The 22687-nt window shown below is 73.9% G+C and carries 22 protein-coding genes; 14 read left to right on the top strand and 8 right to left on the bottom strand.

Annotation, left to right across the window (positions count from 1 at the left end):
• Positions 1-306, bottom strand: a 306-nt coding sequence (locus AB0G52_RS36375; RefSeq protein ID WP_361342773.1) for a methylmalonyl-CoA mutase family protein, incomplete at its 3' end; no start/stop codon positions are given.
• Positions 307-506: 200 nt separating this feature from the next.
• Between AB0G52_RS36375 and AB0G52_RS36370 the strand changes: the two genes are divergently transcribed.
• From AB0G52_RS36370 to AB0G52_RS36355, 4 genes are all read left to right on the top strand, one after another.
• Complete coding sequence (locus tag AB0G52_RS36370; protein WP_132893838.1) at positions 507-1733, top strand: FAD-dependent oxidoreductase; 1227 nt, start codon at positions 507-509, stop codon at positions 1731-1733.
• A gap of 143 nt (positions 1734-1876) precedes the next feature.
• On the top strand, positions 1877-3385 hold the full coding sequence (locus tag AB0G52_RS36365) for an aromatic amino acid ammonia-lyase (protein WP_361342769.1): 1509 nt from the start codon (positions 1877-1879) through the stop codon (positions 3383-3385).
• Positions 3382-4224, top strand: coding sequence for a MurR/RpiR family transcriptional regulator (locus AB0G52_RS36360; protein ID WP_132893841.1), 843 nt, complete (start codon positions 3382-3384; stop codon positions 4222-4224). Before AB0G52_RS36365 ends, AB0G52_RS36360 begins: the two co-directional genes overlap by 4 nt.
• 118 nt (positions 4225-4342) lie before the next feature.
• Positions 4343-4945, top strand: coding sequence for a hypothetical protein (locus AB0G52_RS36355; protein ID WP_361342765.1), 603 nt, complete (start codon positions 4343-4345; stop codon positions 4943-4945).
• 6 nt (positions 4946-4951) lie between these two features.
• Here AB0G52_RS36355 and AB0G52_RS36350 read toward each other — a convergent pair whose 3' ends face one another.
• From AB0G52_RS36350 to AB0G52_RS36330, 5 genes are all read right to left on the bottom strand, one after another.
• Entirely contained in the window at positions 4952-5326 is a 375-nt protein-coding gene (locus tag AB0G52_RS36350; protein WP_132893844.1) for a hypothetical protein, read from the bottom strand.
• A gap of 16 nt (positions 5327-5342) precedes the next feature.
• Complete coding sequence (locus tag AB0G52_RS36345) at positions 5343-5843, bottom strand: roadblock/LC7 domain-containing protein (protein WP_132893846.1); 501 nt, start codon at positions 5841-5843, stop codon at positions 5343-5345.
• Positions 5844-5874: 31 nt separating this feature from the next.
• Positions 5875-6669, bottom strand: a complete 795-nt coding sequence (locus tag AB0G52_RS36340) for a transcriptional regulator (protein WP_361342761.1) — start codon at positions 6667-6669, stop codon at positions 5875-5877.
• A complete protein-coding gene (locus AB0G52_RS36335) occupies positions 6666-7055 on the bottom strand; it encodes a hypothetical protein (protein WP_132893850.1) in 390 nt (129 codons plus the stop codon). Before AB0G52_RS36335 ends, AB0G52_RS36340 begins: the two co-directional genes overlap by 4 nt.
• Positions 7056-7226: 171 nt before the next feature.
• Entirely contained in the window at positions 7227-8609 is a 1383-nt protein-coding gene (locus AB0G52_RS36330) for a diaminopimelate decarboxylase (RefSeq protein WP_361342788.1), read from the bottom strand.
• A 151-nt stretch (positions 8610-8760) separates the two neighbouring features.
• On the opposite strand from AB0G52_RS36330, the gene hutU reads away from it, so the two are divergent.
• From hutU to hutI, 4 genes are all read left to right on the top strand, one after another.
• Positions 8761-10425 carry a urocanate hydratase gene (gene hutU, locus AB0G52_RS36325; protein ID WP_132893852.1) on the top strand — a complete coding sequence of 555 codons (1665 nt, stop codon included), beginning with the start codon at positions 8761-8763 and terminating at the stop codon, positions 10423-10425.
• Positions 10426-10535: 110 nt separating this feature from the next.
• Complete coding sequence (locus AB0G52_RS36320) at positions 10536-11738, top strand: allantoate amidohydrolase (RefSeq protein WP_361342785.1); 1203 nt, start codon at positions 10536-10538, stop codon at positions 11736-11738.
• Complete coding sequence (locus AB0G52_RS36315) at positions 11735-13090, top strand: formimidoylglutamate deiminase (RefSeq protein WP_361342757.1); 1356 nt, start codon at positions 11735-11737, stop codon at positions 13088-13090. The genes AB0G52_RS36320 and AB0G52_RS36315 overlap by 4 nt, the downstream gene beginning before the upstream one ends.
• A gap of 20 nt (positions 13091-13110) precedes the next feature.
• A complete protein-coding gene (gene hutI, locus AB0G52_RS36310; RefSeq protein WP_132893855.1) occupies positions 13111-14286 on the top strand; it encodes an imidazolonepropionase in 1176 nt (391 codons plus the stop codon).
• 106 nt (positions 14287-14392) lie between these two features.
• Here the strand turns inward: hutI and AB0G52_RS36305 are convergent, their stop codons facing one another.
• Both AB0G52_RS36305 and AB0G52_RS36300 read right to left on the bottom strand, forming a co-directional pair.
• Complete coding sequence (locus AB0G52_RS36305) at positions 14393-15883, bottom strand: RICIN domain-containing protein (protein WP_361342753.1); 1491 nt, start codon at positions 15881-15883, stop codon at positions 14393-14395.
• A 227-nt stretch (positions 15884-16110) separates the two neighbouring features.
• Positions 16111-16998 (bottom strand): RNA polymerase sigma factor SigF, encoded by an 888-nt coding sequence (locus AB0G52_RS36300; RefSeq protein WP_361342750.1) that lies wholly within the window; start codon positions 16996-16998, stop codon positions 16111-16113.
• A gap of 304 nt (positions 16999-17302) precedes the next feature.
• Between AB0G52_RS36300 and AB0G52_RS36295 the strand changes: the two genes are divergently transcribed.
• From AB0G52_RS36295 to AB0G52_RS36270, 6 genes are all read left to right on the top strand, one after another.
• A complete protein-coding gene (locus AB0G52_RS36295) occupies positions 17303-17701 on the top strand; it encodes an STAS domain-containing protein (RefSeq protein ID WP_132893861.1) in 399 nt (132 codons plus the stop codon).
• A gap of 182 nt (positions 17702-17883) precedes the next feature.
• Entirely contained in the window at positions 17884-18402 is a 519-nt protein-coding gene (locus AB0G52_RS36290; RefSeq protein WP_132893863.1) for an ATP-binding protein, read from the top strand.
• A 116-nt stretch (positions 18403-18518) separates the two neighbouring features.
• Positions 18519-19262, top strand: a complete 744-nt coding sequence (locus AB0G52_RS36285; RefSeq protein WP_361342746.1) for an LPXTG cell wall anchor domain-containing protein — start codon at positions 18519-18521, stop codon at positions 19260-19262.
• Between the two features lie 125 nt (positions 19263-19387).
• The gene (locus AB0G52_RS36280) at positions 19388-20221 is read left to right on the top strand and encodes a hypothetical protein (protein WP_361342743.1); all 834 of its coding nucleotides are present in this window, start codon (positions 19388-19390) and stop codon (positions 20219-20221) included.
• 44 nt (positions 20222-20265) lie between these two features.
• Positions 20266-21297 carry a hypothetical protein gene (locus tag AB0G52_RS36275; RefSeq protein ID WP_361342782.1) on the top strand — a complete coding sequence of 344 codons (1032 nt, stop codon included), beginning with the start codon at positions 20266-20268 and terminating at the stop codon, positions 21295-21297.
• A 2-nt stretch (positions 21298-21299) separates the two neighbouring features.
• Positions 21300-22601 carry a hypothetical protein gene (locus tag AB0G52_RS36270; protein ID WP_132893868.1) on the top strand — a complete coding sequence of 434 codons (1302 nt, stop codon included), beginning with the start codon at positions 21300-21302 and terminating at the stop codon, positions 22599-22601.
• Positions 22602-22687: the final 86 nt, after the last annotated feature.

Below are 22687 nucleotides of genomic sequence, written 5' to 3'. Positions count from 1 at the left end.
CGGAATCCCCGCGAACAACACCCGCATGTCGTCCAGCGAGTCCACCGCCACCCCCACCCTCCCCACCTCACCCCGCGCCACCACCGCATCCGAGTCGTACCCCATCTGCGTCGGCAGATCGAACGCCACCGACAACCCCGTCGACCCCTGCCCGATCAACCCCCGATACCGCGCATTCGACTCCACCACCGAACCGAACCCCGCATACTGCCGCATCGTCCACACCCGCCCCGTGTACATCGACGCATACACACCACGCGTGGACGGGAACCGGCCCGGCAGCCCGGACTCGGAATCACGTGCCATGGTTCCTCCCGCTCCTGTGTGTCGGTGTCCACGCCCGTCCGCAGACGTCCGCCACCGCGGCCGGACCTCTCGGATGCTAGGGAGGCGCGGAGACCGGACCATCCCCTACAGCCCCCTTGACTCCTGCGCGCGGACGGGACCCGGGACCGGCCGGTCCGCCACGATGAGGCCCGGACACACAAGGCGGGACAGGGAGGTCGATGTCAGTGGGAGTCGTCGTCGTGGGCGCGGGAGCGGCCGGGGTGCGGACCGCGGTCGCGTTGCGGGAGCGCGGGTACGCCGGTCCCGTGACCCTGGTCGGAAGCGAACCCCACCGCCCGTACGACCGGCCGCCGCTGTCCAAGGCGGTGCTGCGCGGGCGGGGCCGGCCCGCGGAGGTGTTCTTCGACGTCGACCTCGCCGGGCTCGGCGTCACCGTGGCGCCGGGCCGCACCGTCCGGCGGGTACTCCCGGCCGAGCGACGGCTGGTGACCTCCGGCGGCGACCTGACGTACGAGACGCTGGTGATCGCGACCGGCGCGGACCCGGTACGACCGCCGGGCGCGCCGGCGTACGCCCTGCGCACCCTCGACGACGCCGAGCGGCTGCGCGGTGTGCTGGACGCCCGCGCCGAGGTGGTGGTCGTCGGGGCCGGGTGGATCGGCGCCGAGTTCACCACCGCGGCCCTGGAGGCGGGCTGCCGGGTCACCGTGGTCGAGGCGGCCGGGGCGCCGCTCGGCGGTGCGCTGCCCGCCGAGGTGACCGCGCCGATGGCGGCGTGGTACGCCGAGGCGGGTGCCGAGTTGCGGCTCGGGACCCGGGTGGCCGAGGTGGCCGCGGACGGGGTGCGGCTGACGGACGGCACCCGGCTGCGGGCGGACGCGGTGGTGGCCGGGATCGGCGCGCGGCCCGCGACCGGCTGGCTCGCCGGTTCCGGGATCGCCCTCGGGGCCCGCGGCGAGGTGGCCGCCGACGCGCACCTGCGCACGTCGGCGCCGCACGTCTACGCGGTCGGGGACTGCGCGTCCTTCCCGTCCGCCCGGTACGGGGAGCGGCTGCTGGTGCACCACTGGGACAACGCGCTGCTCGGGGCGCGGGCGGTCGCGGCCCACCTCGTCGACGGGTCCGCGGCGGCACCGTACGACCCGGTGCCGTACTTCTGGTCCGAGCAGTTCGGGCGGGTCCTGCAGTTCGCGGGCCATGCCGGCGCCGGCGACACGGTGGTGCGGCGCGGTACGCCGGGCGGCCGGGACGGCTGGAGCGTGTGCTGGCTGCGCGGCGACCGCCTGACCGCGGTGCTCGCCGTGGACCGCCCCCGCGACCTCGCCCAGGCCAGACGCCTGATCACCGCCGGAACCCCGGTCGACCCCGACCGCGTCACCGACCCGGACGCACCCCTGAGGACCGCGGCACGCACGACGGCGGTCCAGGAAGCGGGGGCTGTCTGAGCCGGAGCCGCCCGGACCTGGCCCATGCCTCCAACCGGATCACGAGACGTCCCTTGCCCGGCTGTATAACGTCATGCAGAGTTCTTGATGTGTGAATAGCGCGGCAGGAGCCGGTGGTCGGGGCCGAGGGGAGTTTGGGTGTGATGTCGTCTCGCATCGCGGACGAGGTCGGAATAGCTCATTCCGGTCTGGTGGTCCTCGACGGCATCGGCATGGGGGTCGACGACGTCGTACGCCTCGCCGACGGCACCGCCCGGCCGGTCCCCGGCACGGACGCGATGCGCCGCACGGAGGAGTCCTGGGACGCCGCCCGCCGGATCGCCGCGACCGGCCGCGTCTACGGCCGTTCCACCGGCGTCGGCGCCAACCGCAGCGAGGACGTGCCCACCGAGGCCGCCGCCGGGCACGGCCTGCGGCTGCTGCGCAGCCACGCCGGCGCCATCGGCGACGAACTGCCCGCCCGGCAGGTGCGCGCGATGCTCGCCGTGCGCGCCAACCAGCTGCTGGCGGGCGGCGCCGGCCTCAGGCCGAGCGTCGTCACCGCCCTGTGCGAGGCGCTGGAGTCCGGCGCGTACCCGGTCGTCAACGAGTTCGGTTCGGTCGGCACCGGGGACATCGCGGCGCTGGCGCAGATGGGGCTGGCCCTGGCGGGCGAGCACCCCTGGCGGGGCGAGGCGCCACCCGAGCCGCAGCCCCTCGACAACAACGACGCCCTCGCCCTGATCAGCAGCAACGCCCTCACCCTCGGTCAGTCCGCGCTCGCCCTGCACGAACTGCGCGGCCTGATCGAGGCCACCCAGGTGGTGGCGGCCCTGTCCCTGCTCGCCGTCGACGGCTCCCACGAGGCGTACGCGGCCCCCGTGCACGCGGCCCGCCCGCACCGGGGCAGCACCGAGGTCGCCCGCCGGATGCGGGAGCTGATCGGCGCCGCCGACCGGCCCACCCCGCCGCTCGGCCGGATCCAGGACCCGTACGGCTTCCGCTGCCTGCCCCAGATCCACGGCCCCGCCCATGACGCCGCCGACGCCCTCGAACAGGTGCTGGGGATCGAGATCAACGCCGCCGCCGAGAACCCCCTCATCTCCGTCGAGGACCTCGCCGCCTACCACCACGGCGGCTTCTACGAGGCCCAACTCGCCCTCGCCCTCGACCACTTCCGGCTCGCCGTCACCCAGGTCGCGCGCCTGTCCACGTCCCGTCTGTCCACCCTCAACGAGCCCGCCTACACCCGCCTGCGCCCCTTCCTCGCCGACCACGAGCCCGCCTCCTCCGGCGTGATGATCCTGGAGTACGCCGCGGCCGCCGCCCTCGGCGACCTGCGCGCCTTCTCCGCGCCCGCCTCCCTCGGGCACGCTGTACTCTCCCGAGGCGTCGAGGAGCAGGCCAGTTTCGCCTCGCTCGCCGCCCGTCAAACGCTGCGCGCCTGCCGTGCGTACCGTCTGGTGGTCGGCTGCGAACTCGTCGCCGCCGTGCGGGCGCTGCGCCAGCGCGACCTGAGGCCCGAACCCGGGCTCGGGGCGGGCCTGGCGCTGGAGCTCGCCGAGGCGGCGCTGGCGGCGGACCCGGCCGACCGGCCGCTCACCGACGACGTCACCGCGGCGGCCGGCCTGCTCGACCGGTTCACGGACATCTGGAGGGGGAGCACGTCATGAGCGTGACCGACAGCCCTGCGACACGGTTGCAGGCGCTCTTCGAGGGGCACCGGCTCACGCCGACCCAGCGGCGCATCGCGCACAGCATGGTGCGGCGCGCCGCCGACGTGCCCTTCCTGTCCAGCGTGGAGCTGGCCGAACTGGCCGGCGTCAGCCAGCCCTCCGTGACCCGGTTCGCGGTCGCCCTCGGCTTCGACGGCTACCCGGCGCTGCGCAAGCACCTGCGCGAGGTGGTGCCCGCCGAGCAGACGCCGGGCAACGGCGCCTACAACGAGTACCAGCAGGCCGTCGAGGCCGAGATCGAGAACCTCCGGCACCTCGCCGAGGTGCTCGCCGACCCCCGCCCCGTGCAGCAGGCGGGCCGGCTGCTGGCCGCCTCCCGGCCGCTGCCGGTCCTCGGCCTGCGCGCCGCCGCCTCCCAGGCGTACGGCTTCGCCTACTTCGCCGCCAAGGTCCACCCGGACGTCCGGCTGCTCAACGAGGGCGGCACGATGATCCACGACCGCATCGACGCGGCCGTCCTCGCCGGCGCCTCCGCCCTGCTCTGCTTCGCGCTGCCCCGCCACCCCCGCGAGGTCGTGGACACCCTCGGCTACGCCAAGGAGGCCGGGCTGACCGTCGTCACCGTCGCCGACTCCGCCTTCGCGCCCGTGGCCAAGGTCTCCGACCTGCTGCTGCCGGCCGCCGTCGGCACCGGGCTCGCCTTCGACACGGCGTGCGCGCCGATGCTGCTCGGCCGGGTGCTCCTGGAGGCGATGTGCGACGACCTGCCGGACGCACAGGTCCGCCTGGAGGAGTTCGACGCGCGGGCGGCGGCCCGGGGTCTGTTCGTCGAGTAGGGGACTTCGGGCAGGGGACCCCGGGTACTTCGGGTAGGGGACTTTAAGACTCGTCTCACGTTCGGTCGTTACCGTCCCGCCCTACGGACGGACCGACACCGGCGAGGAGGCTGCGGACATGGCGCGTGGGGGACGGGAAGGGCGCGGCGGACAGGGACTGGCCCGGGTGGCCGTGGTCGTACGGGCCGGGGCCGCGCCCCTGTGGTGGGCCGGGGTGTTCGCGGCGGGCGTGGGCGTGCTGCCCCCGGGGATCACCGGGCGCCGGATCGGCGTGCTGGCCGGCGCCGCGCTGTACGTCGTCGGCGCCGCCGTCGTGGCCCTCGTCCGCCGCGGGCGGTACACCGAGCTGCTGCGCGGCGCCGCCCGGGCCGGCAAGCACGACGTGCTCCAGGACCGGGCCGTGACCGTGCGCAACTGGCGCCGCGGCCACCGCTGGTGGCTGCTGCTCGCCTTCGCCGCCGCCCTCGGCAGCTCCTTCGCGGTGCCCGCGGCGGGCGGCCTGCTGCTCGCCGGCACCGCCACCGGGCTGCGCCTGAAGGCGGCCTGGCTGGGCCGTCGGGAGAAGGCCGCGGACCAGCTGATGTGGGTGCGTGTCGACTGGCTCGACGGGCGCGGCGGCCGTCCGGCGGGCAAGGCCGTCAAGGCGTACCGCGGTACCGGCATCGCGGCGGGCGACGCGTCCCCGGGCGGGACCCGTCGCCGCACCGCGGCGCTGGTGTGAGGCCGCTCAGACCTCCAGGTCCTCCTCGATCTTCTTCAGCTGGTGCCGGGCCATCGCCAGGTTGGCGCGGGAGGCGTCCAGCACCAGGTAGAGGAAGAGGCCGTTGCCGCCGCGGCCCTTGAGCAGGCGGATCAGGTGGTACGCGTTGGTCAGCGTGATCAGGATGTCCTCGATCTCACCCTTGAGGCCGAGGTGCTCCATGGTGCGCATCTTGGCGCGGATCACGTCGGTGTTGCCCGCGGCGGCCACGTTCAGGTCGAAGGTCTTGCTGCCGCCCATCGTGCCCAGCGCCATCCCGCTGGTGTAGTCGACGAGTGCGACGCCGGTGGCGCCCTCGATGGAGGTGAGGCACTCTTTCAGCGCGGTCTCGGTGTTGGCCATGACGTTCTGGTTCCTTTCAACTGTCGGTTGCGGTGCGCGCGTCGGTGGTGGTGCTGGTGCGTGGCGTGCGCGTGGTTCTGGTCCGTGTGGTGGTGGCGCGGGCCGGTCGCAGGGCCTTGGCGGCGGCCTCGGCGGCGTCCACCAGCTCTCCGATCCGGGCGGCGGCGCGGCGGCCCTCCAGGTGCAGCCGGCCGACGTTCACCCGGTCCTCGGCGAGCAGGGTGAGCACGGCGCTGCGGCCGGCCGCGTAGGTGGCGACGTAGCCGTCCGCGCCGCGCACCAGCAGCTCCCTGAGCTCGCCCTTCCCGGTGGCGTCGGCGACCCGCACGGCGACGCCGAGCTCGGCCGCGGTCAGGGCGGACAGGCCCTCCGGGTCGACGCCGGGACAGTCGTGGGCGACGACCAGGCCGTCCACGCCGGCCGCGAGGGCGCCGGTGAGCTGGGGCATCCGGGTGCGCAGCCGGTGCAGTTCGTCGAGGACGGCCGCTCTGTCGGAGCTGCCGGATTCTGCCGCCATCAGCTGTCTCCTCTCGGCGGGGCGGTGCCGTTCAAAGGGCCTCCAGCGCATCCCTGAGCCTCTTCAGCAGCGCGATGTCGGGGTCGGTGACCGGGGGCAGCCGCGGTGGCGCGGGGGTCCTGGTGCGCCCCGGGACGAGGAGCCCGGCCGCCGCCAGCCGGCGTACGTCCACCAGCGTGTGGAAGGCCGGCCGGCCCAGGTCCCGCGCGATCTCCGGGGCCGTGCGGACGCCGTCCACCCGGCGCAGGACGGCCCGCTGACGCGGCGTGACCGGCGGGGGCGCGACCGGGTCGGCCCGGATCAGCGGCGCTTCGTCGGTGGCGGGGTCGGGCCAGACGCGGTGCAGCAGTTCGCGGCGGCGCCGGGTCTCGCGTTCGAGGGCGGCGACCGGCACGGCCCGCAGGGGGCTCGCGACGGCCGGGGTGCCGTAGCGGAAGCGGCCCGGGGTGCTGCTGGGGGCGAGCGCGAAGTACCCCGCGTCGTACAGGGCGCCGAGCCGGCACACCTCCAGGGCGCCTCGGGGCAGCAGGCCGGCGGTGAACAGCCGGTGGGTGGCGGCGGCCATGTCCTCGGTCCAGGGCCAGGCCGCCGCGTCGAGCGTGCCGTGGGCCGTGAGGAGCACGTCGAGGCCGGGGGCGAGGGGGCTCTCGGCGTGCACCACGCGGCCCTCGACCAGGTGCAGGCTGCCGTGCTCGCGGACCAGGACACCGGTGGCCCGCTCCTCGGCGAGCCGTATCAGCATCGGGGACAGCGCGCCGGGCGCCCGTTCGGGTGCGGTCGCCCGGTCCCGGACCGGAAGCGGCGGAGGTGTCCTGACCACGGTCATCCCAGCACCAGCCGCTCGGCCATCTCGCCGAGCCGGATCCGGGCGAGGGCCAGGTTGCCGTCCTCACGGGCCAGCCACAGATGCAGGAAGACGGTGGCGTCGAAGGACGTCACCACGAACCGCAGCAGGTGGTAGCTGTCCCGGTTGCTGACGATCAGGTCCTCCACCGGGGGGCTGATCTCGGTGTCGTCGTCCGTGCTGAACGCCCCGTGCTCGGCGGCCAGCCGTGCCAGCTCGGCCGCCTCCGCCGCGGTGGTCTCGTGGTCACCGCCGGGCGCCTCCCCGACCGTGCCCAGGGCCAGTCCGCTGGTCCAGTCGACCAACGCCGCACCCCGCGCACCGGGCAGTCGCATCGCTTCCAGCAAGCACTCGTCGATTCCGGGCACCGTGGCTCCCCTCCCGCCGCCTGGGACTCCGGTTGAGTGACGCCGACACTACGCATCGTGTGCGCGAGGGGTGAGTCGTTTGGCATTTTCCAGTGGAACATGCGTCCGGCAGGCTAGTGTTGGTCAACTGAGCTGCTTTTCGCACCAGTTGATCCCTGTGTCCCAGCCGTCTCAACGGCTCCCGGTTGCACGCAGGGTGGTGAGCGCGTCGGCGTGCGCCCCTCCGGATTCGGCCACGATCTCCGTGACGGACTGCGGCTCGCGTACGACGGCGAACGTCACGCCCCCGCCGCCGTCCGGCACGAAGCCGTAAACCCCCGGCCTGGCAAGGGAGTTGTAGGAGTAGTGGCTGCCGAAGTAGTACGCCCCGGTGTCCAGCGCCGCCGCGAGGTCACCCTGCTCCAGCAGCGGCAGCGCGCGCCCCTCGGCGAGCAGGTCGCCCGAGAAGCAGGCCGGCCCCGCCACGTCCTGCACCACCGGCGCCCCCTCCTTCGGCCGCCCCGCGCCGTCGTAGGCGGCGATCCTGAGCGGCCAGGCCTCCGGCACGTACACCGTCCGCGGCGCCACCTGCACCCCGGCGTGCGTCACCGCGATCCGCCGGCCGCCGGAGCTCTTGACGTACTCCACCCGGGCCAGCACCGTCCCGTGCCGGGCCAGCAGCGACCGCCCGAACTCGGTCACCAGCCCGTACCGCCCGTCGAACAGCCCCGGCACCACCTCCGCGAGCAGCCGCGCGTACTGCCCGAACGTCGGCTCGGCCGTCTCCGACGCGAAGGTGACCGACAGCCCGCCCCCGATGTCCAGGGTGTCGATCTGCCGCCGTCCGACACGCGCGTTGACCTCCTCGGCCAGCGCGTACGTCTCCGCCACCCCGCGCGCCAGCAGCGACAGCGGGATCCCCTGCGACCCGGTGTGCGCGTGCAGGCGCGTCAGCCACGGCCGCTCCGCGAACGCCCGTACCACCCACTCCCGGGCTCCCTCGTCCCGCAGCCCCACCCCGAACTTCGAGGTCGCGGTGGCCGTCGACGTGGCCTCGATGGTCCCCGCCCCGATCTGCGGGTTGACCCGGATGCCGAGCGGCGAGCGGGTGCCGCCGTCGTCCCGCAGGGCGTCGATCCTGGCCAGTTCCTGCGGGTTGTCCGCGTTCACGGCGACGCCCAGCGCCAGCGCCTCGCGCAACTCCGCCCCGGTCTTCGCGGGTGCGTCGAACACCGTCCGCGCCACCGGCACCCCGGCCGCCCGCGCCAGCGCCAGTTCGCCCGCGCTGGCCACCTCCGCGCCGAGGCCCTCCTCGGCCAGCAGCCGCACCACCGGCACCAGCGGGTTCGCCTTCACCGCGAAGGCGTGCAGGATCTCCGTCCCCGGCGCCGCCACCGCCGCGAACGCCCGGCGCAGCGCCGCCGCCGACGCGCGGATGCCCGTCACGTCCAGCAGCCCCACGATCGGCGCCCGTGGCCCCAGCAGCCCCTGCGCCACCGCGGCCCGCACGGCGTCGTCCCGCCGCGCCACCCGCCCGCCGTCGTCCTCGCGTCCGTCCACGACGTCCCCCGACATGTCGTCGTCCACACCCTTAAGGCCCATACGTCCAGCCAAACATCCGGGTGCGGCCGGTGTCGGCGGACCGATGTATTGACTAGTTCTATTCAGGAAGTCAGGATGTGAATAACAGCAGTACTACGAGCCCTGATCCGCTGGGAGGCAGACCATGTCAGGACCCCGCCCCGTACGAGCGCCGCGCGGTACGGAACTGAGCGCCCTGGGATGGCAGCAGGAAGCCGCCCTGCGGATGCTGCAGAACAACCTCGACCCCGAGGTCGCCGAGCACCCCGACAAGCTCGTCGTCTACGGCGGCACCGGCAAGGCGGCCCGCGACTGGCGCTCCTTCGACGCCATGGTGCGGACCCTGCGCACCCTCAAGCAGGACGAGACCATGCTGGTCCAGTCCGGCCGCCCGGTCGGTGTCATGCAGACCCACGAGTGGGCCCCGCGCGTGCTCATCGCCAACTCCAACCTCGTCGGCGACTGGGCCAACTGGGAGGAGTTCCGCCGCCTGGAGGCCCTCGGCCTGACCATGTACGGCCAGATGACCGCCGGCTCCTGGATCTACATCGGCACCCAGGGCATCCTCCAGGGCACCTACGAGACCTTCGCCGCCGTCGCCGCGAAGAAGTTCAACGGCACCCTCGCCGGCACGATCACCCTCACCGCCGGCCTCGGCGGCATGGGCGGCGCCCAGCCCCTCGCGGTCACCATGAACGACGGCGTCGCGATCTGCATCGACTGCGACCCGCGTGCCATCGAACGCCGCATCGAGCACCGTTACCTCGACGTGAAGGCCGACAGCCTGGAGCACGCCCTCCAGCTGGCCACCGAGGCCCGGGACGCCCGCCGCCCGCTCTCCATCGGCCTGCTGGGCAACGCCGCCGAGCTGCTGCCGCGGATGCTCGCCGAGGGCGCCCCCATCGACATCGTCACCGACCAGACCTCCGCGCACGACCCGCTGTCCTACCTGCCGGTCGGCGTGGCCTTCGAGGACATGGCCGACGCCGCGGCCAAGGACCCGGCCGGCTTCACCACCCGCGCCCGCGAGTCCATGGCGAAGCACGTCGAGGCCATGGTCGGCTTCCTGGACGCCGGCGCCGAGGTCTTCGACTACGGCAACTCCATCCGCGGCGAGGCGCAGCTCGCGGGCTACGAGCGGGCGTTCGCCTTCCCCGGCTTCGTCCCCGCCTACATCCGGCCGCTCTTCTGCGAGGGCAAGGGCCCCTTCCGCTGGGCCGCCCTGTCCGGCGACCCCGCCGACATCGCCAAGACGGACAAGGCGATCCTCGACCTCTTCCCGGAGAACGAGTCCCTCGCCCGCTGGATCAAGCTGGCCGGTGAGCGGGTCCACTTCCAGGGCCTGCCCGCGCGAATCTGCTGGCTCGGCTACGGCGAGCGGGACAAGGCCGGCGAGCGCTTCAACGACATGGTGGCGAGCGGGGAGCTGGCGGCACCGCTGGCGATCGGCCGCGACCACCTCGACTGCGGCTCCGTGGCCTCCCCCTACCGGGAGACCGAGGCCATGCTGGACGGCTCCGACGCGATCGCCGACTGGCCGCTGCTGAACGCGATGGTGAACGTGGCCTCGGGCGCGTCCTGGGTCTCCATCCACCACGGCGGCGGGGTCGGCATGGGCCGGTCCATCCACGCGGGCCAGGTCACGGTCGCCGACGGCACGAAGCTCGCCGGCGAGAAGATCCGCCGGGTCCTGACCAACGACCCCGGCATGGGCGTGATCCGGCACGTGGACGCCGGGTACGACACCGCGGAGTCGGTCGCCGACCAGCGGGGCGTGCGGGTGCCGATGCGCGAAGGTGAGTCGGCGTGACACTGAGCGGGGACCCCTCGGCCGGGGCCGGGCTCTCGTCGCCGGGGGCGGGTCCGGCGGCGCGGGACGAAGGGGCGCGGGCGGTGCGAAGTGGCGCCTCCTTCCACGAGATGTGGCGTGAGCTGCTCCCCGTCGGCAGGCACGCCGAGTCCCGTGGCTACCGGCGGTTCGCCTGGACCGGGGCCGACGCCGAGTGCCGGGCCTGGTTCCAGGAGCAGGCCGAGGCGCGCGGGCTCGTCCACGAGGTCGACCGGAACGGGAACCAGTGGGCCTGGCTCGGGGACCCCACCGCCGGGGACGCCGTCGTCACCGGGTCGCACCTGGACTCCGTGCCGGACGGCGGCGCCTTCGACGGCCCCCTCGGTGTCGTGTCCTCCTTCGCCGCGCTCGACGAACTGCGCGCACGCGGCGTTGAGTTCACCAGGCCCCTCGCCATCGTCAACTTCGGCGACGAGGAGGGCGCCCGGTTCGGGCTCGCCTGCGTCGGCTCACGGCTCACCGCCGGACAGCTCACCGTCGAGCAGGCGCACCGCCTGACCGACGCCGACGGGGTCACGCTGCCGCGCGCCATGCAGGCCGCCGGTCACGACCCCGACGCCATCGGCGCCGACCCCGAGCGGCTCGCCCGCATCGGTGCCTTCGTCGAACTGCACGTGGAGCAGGGCCGGGCGCTGGACCTGTCCGGCGACCGGGTCGGCATCGCCAGCGCCATCTGGCCGCACGGACGCTGGCGGTTCGACTTCCGGGGCGAGGCCAACCACGCGGGCACCACCCGGCTGGCCGACCGGCGCGACCCCATGCTGTCGTACGCCGAGACCGTGCTCGCCGCCCGCCGCGAGGCCGAACTCGCCGGTGCGGTCGCCACCTTCGGCAAGATCGCCGTCGAGCCCAACGGCGTCAACGCCATCCCCTCCCTGGTGCGCGGCTGGCTCGACTCCCGCGCCGCCGACCAGGCCACCCTCGACACCGTCGTCGGCGGCATCGAGCAGGCGGCCCGGGAGTACGCGCGGGCCCACGGCATCGACCTCGACGTCGTCCGGGAGTCCTTCACCCCCGTCGTCGAGTTCGACCACGCCCTGCGCGACGAACTCGGCCGCATCCTCGGCAAGGACACCGGTCTCACCGTGCCCGTCCTGGGCACCGGCGCGGGACACGACGCCGGGATCCTCTCCGGGAGCATCCCGACCGCCATGCTGTTCGTACGCAACCCCACCGGCGTCTCGCACTCCCCGGCCGAGTTCGCGGCCGAGGACGACTGCGTGGCCGGGGTGAACGCGCTCGCCGACGTACTGGAAGGGCTGGTCCGCGCGTGACGACACGGACGACGTACTGGTTGGAGTACGCCTGGCTGGACACGAACGTCGAGCCCGGCGTCACCGTGGAGGTGGCCGACGGACGGATCACGGCGGTGCGGACCCAGGTGGCCGCCCCGCCGCCCGGCGCCGAGGTGCTGCGCGGCCTCACCCTCCCCGGCCTGGCCAACGCCCACTCGCACGCCTTCCACCGGGCCCTGCGCGGCACGGTCCAGGTCGGCTCCGGGACCTTCTGGACCTGGCGCGAACTCATGTACTCCTTCGCCGACAGGCTGACCCCGGACACCTACCACGCGCTCGCCCGCGCGGTGTACGCCGAGATGGCGCTGGCGGGCGTCGCCTGCGTCGGCGAGTTCCACTACGTCCACCACGCCCCCGGCGGCACCCGCTACACCGACCCCAACGCCATGGGCGAGGCACTGATCGCGGCCGCCGCCGACGCCGGCATCAGGATCACCCTCCTCGACACCGCCTACCTGTCCTCGGGCATCTCGAACCGGCGCGGCGGCGAGCCGCCCAACACCCACCAGCTGCGCTTCTCCGACGGCAGCGCACAGGCGTGGGCCGAACGCTGTTCAGTTCTCAAGGAACGGGATCACGCACGGATCGGAGCGGCGATCCACTCCGTACGGGCGGTGCCCGCCGAGCAGTTGGCGACCGTGGCCGGCTGGGCCGAGGAACGGCGGGCCCCGCTGCACGTGCACCTGTCCGAGCAGACCGCGGAGAACGACGCCTGCCTGGCCGCCCACGGCGTCACCCCCACCCGGCTGCTCGCCGACCACGGCGTCCTCGGCCCGCGCACCACCGGCGTCCACAACACCCACCTCACCGACGAGGACATCGCCCTGCTCGGCGGCAGCGGGACCGGCACCTGCATGTGCCCGACGACCGAACGGGACCTGGCCGACGGCATCGGACCCGCCGTCGCCCTCCAGCGCGCGGGCTCCCCGCTCTCCCTCGGCTCCGACAGCCACGCCGTCATCGACCTGCTCGAAGAGGCGCGCGCCATGGAACTGAACGAGCGGCTGCGCACCCGCACCAGGGGCCACTGGACGGCCGCCGCACTGCTGCGCGCCGCCTCCGCCGACGGCCACGCCGCCCTCGGCTGGGACGACGCCGGCGCCATCGGGACCGGCATGCTCGCCGACCTGACGACGATCGCCCTCGACTCGGTCAGAACGGCAGGGCCGGTACCCCGACTGGGCGCCGAGACCGCCGTATTCGCCGCGACCGCGGCGGACGTCCGGCACACGGTCGTCGCGGGCCGCCACGTCGTACGCGACGGCGCGCACACGCTCGTACCGGACGTGCCGACAGCACTCGCGGACGCGATCGACGCCCTCCGCGCCTGACGACCCTCCACGAGGACACCATGAGCAGCAGCACCGCCATCACCAACATCGCCACGCTGGTCACCAACGACCCCTCCCTCGGCGACAACTCCCCTCTCGGTCTGGTCCAGGACGCGGCCGTCGTCATCGAGGGCGACCGAGTCGTGTGGACCGGTGAATCCAGCAAAGCACCCGCCACTGACAACCGGGTCGACGCGGGCGGCCGGGCGGTGCTGCCGGGCTTCGTGGACTCCCACTCCCACCTGGTCTTCGCGGGCGACCGCACCCAGGAGTTCAACGCCCGGATGTCCGGCCGCCCGTACACCGCGGGCGGCATCCGCACCACGGTCGCGGCGACCCGGGCGGCGACGGACGAGGCGCTGGAGCAGAACCTCACCCGTCACCTCGCCGAGGCGCTCCGCCAGGGCACCACCACCTTCGAGACCAAGTCGGGCTACGGCCTGACGGTCGAGGACGAGGCGCGGGCCCTGCGCATCGCCGCCGCCCACACCGACGAGGTCACCTACCTCGGCGCGCACATCGTCCCCCCGGACCACGCGGACGACCCGGCCGCCTACGTCTCCCTCGTCACCGGCGAGATGCTGGACGCCTGCGCCCCGTACGCCCGCTGGATCGACGTCTTCTGCGAGAAGGGCGCCTTCGACGGCGACCAGGCCCGCGCGATCCTCACGGCCGGGCGGGCGAAGGGCCTGACCCCCCGCATCCACGCCAACCAGCTCTCCTACGGCCCCGGCGTCCAGCTGGCCGTGGAACTGGACGCGGCGAGCGCCGACCACTGCACCCACCTGACGGACGCGGACGTCGACGCCCTCGCCCAGGGCCGGACCGTCGCCACCCTGCTCCCCGGAGCCGAGTTCTCCACCCGGGCCGAGTGGCCCGACGCCCGCCGGCTCCTCGACGCGGGCGTGACCGTCGCCCTCTCCACCGACTGCAACCCCGGCTCGTCGTACACCTCCTCCGTCCCCTTCTGCATCGCCCTGGCCGTCCGGGACATGCGCATGACCCCCGACGAGGCGGTCTGGTCGGCCACGGCGGGCGGCGCGGCGGCCCTGCGCCGCGACGACATCGGCCGCCTCGCCCCCGGCGCCCGCGCCGACCTCCTCCTCCTCGACGCCCCCAGCCACGTCCACCTCGCCTACCGCCCGGGCGTCCCCCTGGTCGGGGCGGTGTGGCGGCGGGGCGTGCGGGTGACGTGACCGGACCGCTGGTCCGGCCGTTCTCGCGGCGCACCTCGGCCTCCCGCTTCCTGAGGAGGTCGCGCCGGGCTTCCTGATGCCGGTCCACGGTCTCGGCCGTGCGATCTCAGGCGGCTCCCGCCTGCCAGCGCTGGGCCGTGCTGTCGTCCGTCGGGGCGAGGGTGAGGCGGTCGTCTCCGTTCGGGGTGAGGGCCGTGCCGACGGCGACGGCCGGGCGGATCGTGCCGTCCGGGTCGACGGTGAAGCGGAGGTTGGCGCCGTGGTCGCCGTCCACCGAGGAGCACTGCCAGATGCCGACGCCCTTGTCGACCGAGCCCCGGCTGTCCAGGCAGAAGTCGGGATCCGCGGCCGACTGCACGACACCTCGGCCGGTGTCCACCCGCCAGCGCTGGGAGGCGGCGCCGGAGCAGGAGGCGGTGACCACGTCGGTGCCGTTGTCGAAGTCGGCGTCGCGCACGTCCAGGCAGCGGCCGGTGGCGGCGTTCACGACCTGGGCGTAGGCGCCGCCCGGCGGCTTCGGGGCGGGGGAGGGGGACCGGGACGCGGGCGGGGCGGACGCGGATCGCGTCGGGGTCGGTCTGGGGGACGGACGGGCGGGCGCGGGGGAAAACGGTGCGGGGGAGACGGTCGCCGTCACCGTCACCCGTGGGGTCGCGGCGGGCGGGGCCGCGGCCACCGGACCCCGGGGGGGCGCGGCCGGACGGTCGAGGAGCAGGAGCAGCAGCGGCACGAGGGCCACGCCCAGGGCCGCCGAGGCGAGCAGCAGCCGACGGCGGGAAGGGCGCCGCCCGCCCCGCGGCCCGGGCTCGGCGGGCGGCGCCGGGGCGGGGTGCCGGCGTGCGTACGCCGCACCGCCCCACGGCAGCAGCCCCTCCGCCAGCGCCTCGCGCGGGGTGTCGCGGAGCGCGACGACGTCCTCGAACGCCGCCGTGCAGTGCGGGCAGTGGGTCATGTGGGCGTGCAGGTCGGCGCTGTGGCGGGGGTTCTCCGGACGGACCGCCTCCGCGATGAGCCGGCGGAAGTCGGCGCAGCGCGGGTCGTCGGAGGCGGCCAGCCGGACGCGGAGGCATGCCTGCGCCAACGACTGGAGGGCGGGCGGGACGCCGTACCGGACGTCCTCGGGGGTCAGGCCGAGGTGGGCGGCGGTCCGGGCGGTGGGCTCCTGGTCCAGCACGCCGTACCAGAGCAGGCCCTGGGCGCGCGACGGGAGGGTCTGGAACGCCGTGAGCAGGGGCGGGACGGGCGGCCCGGAAGCGCCCGTGGAGTTCAGGACCAGCAGCAGGGCCGGATCGAGGGCGGCGGCGCGTTCGTCGTGCGCCCAGGCGGCGGCCAGCCGTGCGGTCAGCAGGAGCAGATGGTGGCGCAGGGGTACGACCGGCTCGGCGCCGCGGGCGATGTCGCGGGCGGCGCCGGTGAAGGTCTCCGCGGTGAGCCGGCGGGCCGCCGCGTCGCCGGTCGTGGAGTGCCGGGCGTACGCGAGGACCGCGGGGTGGTGGCGGGAGCGGAGTTCCTGGAGGGCCGGATAGGCGGTGGCGCTGGGGGCGCGCAGGAGTTCGGTCAGGCGCGTGTCCGGTGGATTAGGGTCGCCTGGTGTCATGCCTCACCCCTCGGTGCCGCGTCCCTTCCTGACGTACCGGCCAGTCTGGAGGGTGCGCGGGGGCAGCGGGGCGCCTTTGCCGAAAGTGCCGCACGGGCTGCACGTGCTGCGTGCTGTACTGCCACGCGCGCGGAGAGCACCCGCGGCCCACAGCCCGCAGCCCGCGGCCGTGGTCGGCCGGCGGGCGGGCGGGCGTCGGGCAGGCTTCGGGCGGGCGGCCGTCGGTCCTACTCGTCCAGCGTCAGCGCCTTGCGCAGCCGGACCAGGGTCCGGGACAGCAGCCGGGACACGTGCATCTGGGAGATGCCGAGTTCCTCGCCGATCTCCGACTGGGTCAGACCCGCCACGAAGCGCAGCGAGAGGATCCTGCGGTCCCGGGAGGGGAGCTCGGCGATCAGCGGCCTGAGGGACTCGATGTACTCGATGCCCTCCAGGCCGTGGTCCTCGTACCCGATCCGGTCCGCCAGCGCGCCCTCGGAGTCGTCCTCGTCGGGCTGGGCGTCCAGGGAGGAGGCGGTGTACGCGTTGGCGGCCGCCATGCCCTCGACCACCTCTTCCTTCGAGATGCCGAGGCGTTCCGCGAGTTCCGCGACGGTGGGGGAGCGGTCCAGCTTCTGGGCCAGTTCGTCGCCCGCCTTGGCCAGGTCGAGCCGCAGTTCCTGGAGGCGGCGCGGGACCCGTACCGACCACGACGTGTCGCGGAAGAAACGCTTGATCTCGCCGATGATCGTCGGCATCGCGAAGGTGGGGAACTCGACGCCGCGGGACAGTTCGAAGCGGTCGATCGCCTTGATCAGGCCGATGGTGCCGACCTGGATGATGTCCTCCATCGGCTCACTGCGGGAGCGGAACCGGGAGGCGGCGAACTTGACCAGCGCGAGGTTCAGCTCGACGAGCGTGTTGCGCACGTACGAGTACTCGTACGTGCCTTCCTCCAGCGACTCCAGCCGCTCGAAGAGGGTCTTGGACAAGGCGCGCGCGTCGACCGCGTCGACCTCGTCGTAAGGGGGGATCTCGGGCAGGTCCGCGATCAGTCCCTCGATGGCATCCAGTTGTTCCGGTGGGGGTGTCGACGTCGCCGTCCGGGTATGCGAGGCGTCGAGCCGGGGTGACATGGTGTCCTCCATCGTTCTCGGCATAAGGCTGCCGAAGCCGTCCGTGCACTGCGGTGTGCGGCGCCTCCAAAGCCGGCCGTGTCGGTTCAGGTGTCGGTACTAGCCCTACCCGCTCCGTCGAGCCGATCGCAAGTCCGTTCTATTGTGATTTGTCCAGTTCGAGGGGGTTGTTCGGGTGTCGGAGTCCGTGGAGAAGGCGTAATGTTCGAGGGCGTCGGCAAGGCGTTCGGCGGACATCGGCGATCATCGTCAGGCATCGGTCAGGCGATGACAAAGCGGTCACAACCTCGGGAGAGAGACGGCAATGGACCACGGGACGGTCGGCAGCGCACAGTCGGGCCGGCTTCTGGTGGAGGTGCGGGAAGAGGGTTCGAGCGCCGTGGTGATTCCGGCTGGTGAGCTCGATCACCACACCGCGGATCTGTTGCGCGAGCCACTCGACGATCTCCTCGACAAGGGTTTCTCACGCCTCGTCGTGGACTGCTCACGCCTTGAGTTCTGCGACTCGACCGGGCTGAACGTGCTGCTCGGCACCAGGCTGCGGGCCGAGGCGGCGGGCGGCGGGGTGCACCTCGCCTCGATGCAACCCGTCGTCGCCCGGGTCTTCGAGATCACCGGGGCCGAGGCGGTCTTCACCGTCCACGACTCCGTGGCGGCGGCTCTGGCCGACGGGCCCGACGGCGAGACCGACGGCGAGGGCTGAGTCCTGACCCTGCCGTCCGGAACCGGGGGGTGTTCCCGCCGATCGGTCGGGCAGGAGTGATTCTGGATCTGTCGGCGCCCGGCCCGGGCACGCCCGGGTGAATCAGGCCGACAGGACCGTACGAAACTGCAAGAACGCGAATTCTGAATCGTGAACCGGTGAAACGGTGAGGTGAAGCGCTGATGAGCACCACCCGGCCTTACCCGCCGGGCGACCGCGGCCCGGAGCCCAGCGGCGCTTCCGGGGTGTCCGAGACGGCGGCGTCCGGTGTGCCGCCCGCCTCGCCGGGGGGTCGTCAGGTCCGCAGTGTGCGCCTCGAAGGGGAGAGCGGGGTGGTGCCGCTCGCCCGCGACTTCACCCGCGACGCGCTGTACGCGTGGGGGTGGCTGCCGGCCGCCACCGCCGACCGCAGAGCCGCCGCGGAGGACGTGCTGCTCGTGGTCTCCGAGCTGGTCACCAACGCCTGTCTGCATGCCGAGGGGCCCGACGAGCTGTTCCTGTCCTGCGACAACAAGGTGATCCGGGTGGAGGTGTCGGACCGGGGGAACGGCCAGCCCGCGCCGCGTACCCCGCACCGCGCGGGGCGGCCCGGGGGGCACGGGATGTTCATCGTGCAGCGGCTGTGTCTCGACTGGGGGGTCATACGGACGCCGGGGGCGGCCGGGAAGACCGTCTGGGCGGAACTCGGGGCGCCGGCGTAGGGAGTTCCGTTCCGTCGGCATCCCCACACTTCCGCCACGCCCTTTCTCTTCCCTCCTCTTGAGCCCCGGCGTACCTTGACGGCCCATCTGATACGCCGTCAGGAACGAGGTGGACCGTGCCGTCCTCCCAACGAACCGCCGCGCTCGCGTCCGCCGCCGCCCTGGCCGGCTCGGCGGTACTGCTGGCCGCCCCGGCCGCGCACGCCACCGTCGTCGACGTCGACTACCAGTGCCAGACGCCGATCGGCCAGAAGAGCGCGGTCTCCCCGATCGACATCAAGGGCGTCCGCAGCGGCAGCGGCTACTCGATCACCATGTCCTGGCAGAAGGGCGTCTCCTCCAGTCCCGTGGAACTCGGCAAGGGCGCGATGAGCCCGAGCGCCACCATCACGCTCGGCGGCGCCGAGACCGGGACCCTGAACGTCACCGGCCCCGCCAACCAGGCCGCGATCCCCGCCAACACCCCGATCAAGATCAGCGACCTGAGCGGCACCTACACCCCGAAGAAGTCCGGCAAGGTGACCTTCACCCCGGGCACGCTCGTCATCAAGGCGCTCGGCACGACGACGAAGTGCAACCCCACCAACAACCCCGGACCCGCCCTGACCCTCGACGTGACGGCGTCGGGCAGCGGTTCGAGCGGTGGGTCGGGCAGCGGTTCGAGCGGAGGTTCGAGCGGTGGTTCGAGCAGCTCCGGCTCCTCGTCCGGCGGCACGGGCACCGACTCCGGCGGCACCCTCCCCAAGACCGGCCCCGAGGACTCGTTCGTCGCGCTGGGCACCCTCGGCGGGACCGTGCTGCTCGCGGGCGCGGCCGGCACCCTCTGGCTGACCCGGCGGAACCAGACCGCCCGCCGCTGACCCACCGGGTCCGACCGCTGGAGCCGCGCATGCCACCCACCCGCTCCGCACGCCCCAGGCCTCCCATCCGTACCGGGCGCCCCGGTTCCCTCATCAGTACCGCGGGCCCCGCCCGTCCTGCCCGGATGGCCCTCTGGGTTCTCGGGCTCGCCGGGACGGTGCTGCTCCTCGTCGCTCCGCGTGCGGCGGCGGCCGGGGGGTGGTCGGCCGGGCCCGGGGGCGGTGGGCGGCCCTCCTTCTACGCCGAGGGCGTCCCGGGGGCGGTTCTCCAGGACACCGTGTCGGTGACCAACCCCGGCCGGCACCCGGTGACGGTACGGCTGACTGGTACCGGGGTCCCGGTCACCCTCGCCGAGCGCAGCGTCCGCGTCCCGGCCCGCACCCGTGCCGACGTCCCCTTCACGGTGACCGTCCCGGCGGACGCGGCCCCCGGCGACCGCTCCGGCACCCTCGTCGCGCGGGACGCCGACGGCCGCACCGCCGCCGTCCGCATCCGGCTGCGCGTCGGCGGCCCCGCCCTGACGGCCCTGACCGTCGAACACCTGGCCGTCCACGGCGACCGCATCACCTACGAGCTGGTCAACCGCGGTACGACCACCCTCGTACCGAAGCTCGCGGTGCACGCCGACGGGATCTTCGGCCGGGTCCTCGTGGACCGCGCCCCGCGCACCCTCCCGGTCCGCCTCGCCCCCGGCACCCGCACCGAACTGAGCGAGCCGTGGCCCGGCCGGCCCGCGCTGGACGCCGTCCACGTCCGGCTGACGGCGACGGCGGCCGACGGCGCGCACGCCACGGCGAGCACCCGGGCCCACTTCGTGCCCTGGGGTGCGGTGGCGGGCACCACGGCCGCGCTGACGGCGGCGGCCGCCGCGACCGTCGTACGACTGCGCGGGCGCCGTGCCGAACCGGTGGCCGAACCCCCTTCCCCGGACGTCGAGTTGACGGGAGCAGCGAGGTGAGGGCGCGAGCGTTCCCGGTACTGGCGGCGGTGTTCGCGCTGCTGATGCCCCCCCTGGCGGCTGCCGCCGCCGACGGGCCGGCCGTCAAGGTGTCCACGGCGCAGGCGGGCACCGGCGGTTCCGTCACCGTCAGCGGCACCGGCTGGCGTCCGGGCACCCTGCTGATGATGCTGATCTGCGGCCAGGCCACCCCCGCCCGGGGCGTGACCGGCGGCACCAACTCCTGCGCCAACTCCGCCGGACGGGCCGTCACCACCGACGCGGACGGCCGCTTCAGCAAGCAACTCCCGGTCGCCGAGCCGCCGGTGCCCTGCCCCTGCGTCGTCCACGTGGCCACCGTGACCGGCGCCACGGCCGACGCGGACGCCGCCTTCCAGGTCGCCGGACACGCCGTGAAGCCGCTGCCCGCCGCGACCTCCGGCGGCCGCCTCTCGATGCTCACCGACACCCGCCTGGAGGGCTCCTCGGGCCTGCTGACCTGGTTCGGCGCACCGCCCTCCCGCACCCTCGTCTTCACCATCGGCAACGCCGGGCCGGCCCCGCTCAAGGACCCCGTCTTCCAGGTGGGCACCGCGCACGGCCTGTTCGCGCCCCAGTGGGACGAGCAGCAGTGGCACGGCACCCTCGCGCCCGGCGGGAAGGCCGAGATCAAGCTGCCCTTCGAGCTCTCCGCGGGGGCTCACGGCGACTACACCGTCTCCCTGAGGTACGACGGCAGGACCCTCGCCGAACAGCCCTGGGGCGTCGGCCGCCCCTGGGGGGTGACCCTGTTCTGGTTCCTGCTCTGCGTGGTCGTACCGACCGCCGTCTTCCGCATCGGCATGGCCGTCGTGGACCGGGTACGACCGCCCCGCGGTCACCGGGCGGCACCACGCCCTGCCTTCCGCGTCCCCCGCCTGCGACGCGCGCCCGCGCCCGACCCCGGGCCCGCCACGACCTCGACCCTGCCGTGGTTCACCCCGGACGACGATCCGGGCGCGACGGCCGGTCGGCTCTCCGCACCGCACGACGACAGCCCGGCGAGTCCCACGACTCCCACGCCACCCACGACTCCCACCACGAAAGGACCCACGTGAGCATGCGAAGGAGAGTGACACCGGTCAGAGCGGGCGCGGCGGCGGCCGCTCTGGTCCTCGGCGGGGCGGGTGTCCTGCTCGGCGCGGCCGCCGGTACCGCCCAGGCCGCCGAGGTGTCGTACGCGACGCACTGCGTTCCGCCCGCCGGGGTCGCCGACCCGGTCGACGGGACCACGAAGGTCGAGATCACCGCGCCCGCCACCGCCAAGGTCGGCGACACGGTCGACGTCACCTGGAAGTTCGTGCAGGCCGCGTCCAAGAACCCGGACATCATCGACCTGCCCGCCGACACGGTCCAGCCGTCCGGCACCCTCAAGGCGGCCGGCGCCCAGAGCGCCGACGTCGCGATGCAGGGACCGCGGAAGAACCCGGCGATCCCCAAGGGCGGCGACATGGTGCTGTCCGACATGACGGGCACGCTGAAACTGACGTCCCCCGGCGAGGTGACGCTCACCCCGGACGCGTACACGGTCAACGCGTTCGGCACGAACACCGTGTGCACCCCTTCCGGGTCGGTCCCGAAGGCGGCGACGATCGAGGTGACCGGATCCGGTTCGACCGGCTCGGCGAGCCCGACGGACACCACGTCCGCCTCCGCCTCCCCCTCCACGTCACCCTCCGGCCCCGCGAGCCCCTCCGACTCCGCGTCGGCGTCGGCGTCCGCCTCCGACGGCACGGGCAGCGGCCAGACCGACTTCACGGGCAAGGAGGTCGACATCCCCTACGCCTGCAAGACGCCCATCGGCGACAAGAGCGCGACCTCGCCGGTGCAGATCAACGCCAAGAAGGACGGCGGCGGGTTCGCCCTCACCGTGCAGTTCAAGAAGTCGGTGATGGACAGCCCGGTGGACATCCCGGCGGACTCGGTGAAGCCGTCGATGGAGGTGGTCCTCGGCGGCGCCGACAAGGGCACGGTCCACGTGGAGGGCCCCACCAACTCCGCCGCGATCAAGGCCGGCGCCCCCATCGAGATCCCGGACCTGACGGGCACGTACAAGCCGGGCGCGAGCGGTACGTCGACGCTGTCGCCGGGCGTCCTGACGGTCCAGGCCCTCGGCACGACCACGACGTGCACGCCGACGAAGACGGAGGTCTCGCTGACCCTGGACACGACGCAGCAGGCGAGCGGGGCGTCGGGCGGCACGTCGACCTCAGGCGGCTCATCGTCATCGAGCAGCGGCGGCCTCGCGGAGACCGGCGACAGCAGCCACGGCGCGCTGAAGGCCCTGGGCCTGGTGGCGGGCACGGCGATCCTGCTGGGCGGCGCGGTGTTCACCTTCATGCCAGGACGAAGGACGCGATGAGAAACGCAGGGACGCGGGGAACCGCGCGCTCAGCCCCCACCAACCGTTAGCCGAAAACGTGAGAGGGCCACCGGGATCCAGCATCC

The sequence above is a fragment of the Streptomyces sp. NPDC021562 genome (genome assembly GCF_040640875.1).
In the GTDB taxonomy this organism is placed as follows: Bacteria; Actinomycetota; Actinomycetes; order Streptomycetales; family Streptomycetaceae; genus Streptomyces.
The sequence above is the reverse complement of the archived record's forward strand: the minus strand, read 5'-3'. Positions and strand labels throughout refer to the sequence as shown.

Coding starts and splice junctions, on each gene's coding strand:
- AB0G52_RS36370 (WP_132893838.1), top strand. CDS start 507: ATGTCAGTGGGAGTCGTCGTCGTGGGCGCGGGAGCGGCCGGGGTGCGG.
- AB0G52_RS36365 (WP_361342769.1), top strand. CDS start 1,877: ATGTCGTCTCGCATCGCGGACGAGGTCGGAATAGCTCATTCCGGTCTG.
- AB0G52_RS36360 (WP_132893841.1), top strand. CDS start 3,382: ATGAGCGTGACCGACAGCCCTGCGACACGGTTGCAGGCGCTCTTCGAG.
- AB0G52_RS36355 (WP_361342765.1), top strand. CDS start 4,343: ATGGCGCGTGGGGGACGGGAAGGGCGCGGCGGACAGGGACTGGCCCGG.
- AB0G52_RS36350 (WP_132893844.1), bottom strand. CDS start 5,326: ATGGCCAACACCGAGACCGCGCTGAAAGAGTGCCTCACCTCCATCGAG.
- AB0G52_RS36345 (WP_132893846.1), bottom strand. CDS start 5,843: ATGGCGGCAGAATCCGGCAGCTCCGACAGAGCGGCCGTCCTCGACGAA.
- AB0G52_RS36340 (WP_361342761.1), bottom strand. CDS start 6,669: ATGACCGTGGTCAGGACACCTCCGCCGCTTCCGGTCCGGGACCGGGCG.
- AB0G52_RS36330 (WP_361342788.1), bottom strand. CDS start 8,609: ATGTCGGGGGACGTCGTGGACGGACGCGAGGACGACGGCGGGCGGGTG.
- hutU (WP_132893852.1), top strand. CDS start 8,761: ATGTCAGGACCCCGCCCCGTACGAGCGCCGCGCGGTACGGAACTGAGC.
- AB0G52_RS36320 (WP_361342785.1), top strand. CDS start 10,536: ATGTGGCGTGAGCTGCTCCCCGTCGGCAGGCACGCCGAGTCCCGTGGC.
- hutI (WP_132893855.1), top strand. CDS start 13,111: ATGAGCAGCAGCACCGCCATCACCAACATCGCCACGCTGGTCACCAAC.
- AB0G52_RS36305 (WP_361342753.1), bottom strand. CDS start 15,883: ATGACACCAGGCGACCCTAATCCACCGGACACGCGCCTGACCGAACTC.
- AB0G52_RS36300 (WP_361342750.1), bottom strand. CDS start 16,998: ATGTCACCCCGGCTCGACGCCTCGCATACCCGGACGGCGACGTCGACA.
- AB0G52_RS36295 (WP_132893861.1), top strand. CDS start 17,303: ATGGACCACGGGACGGTCGGCAGCGCACAGTCGGGCCGGCTTCTGGTG.
- AB0G52_RS36290 (WP_132893863.1), top strand. CDS start 17,884: ATGAGCACCACCCGGCCTTACCCGCCGGGCGACCGCGGCCCGGAGCCC.
- AB0G52_RS36280 (WP_361342743.1), top strand. CDS start 19,388: ATGGCCCTCTGGGTTCTCGGGCTCGCCGGGACGGTGCTGCTCCTCGTC.
- AB0G52_RS36275 (WP_361342782.1), top strand. CDS start 20,266: ATGCCCCCCCTGGCGGCTGCCGCCGCCGACGGGCCGGCCGTCAAGGTG.
- AB0G52_RS36270 (WP_132893868.1), top strand. CDS start 21,300: ATGCGAAGGAGAGTGACACCGGTCAGAGCGGGCGCGGCGGCGGCCGCT.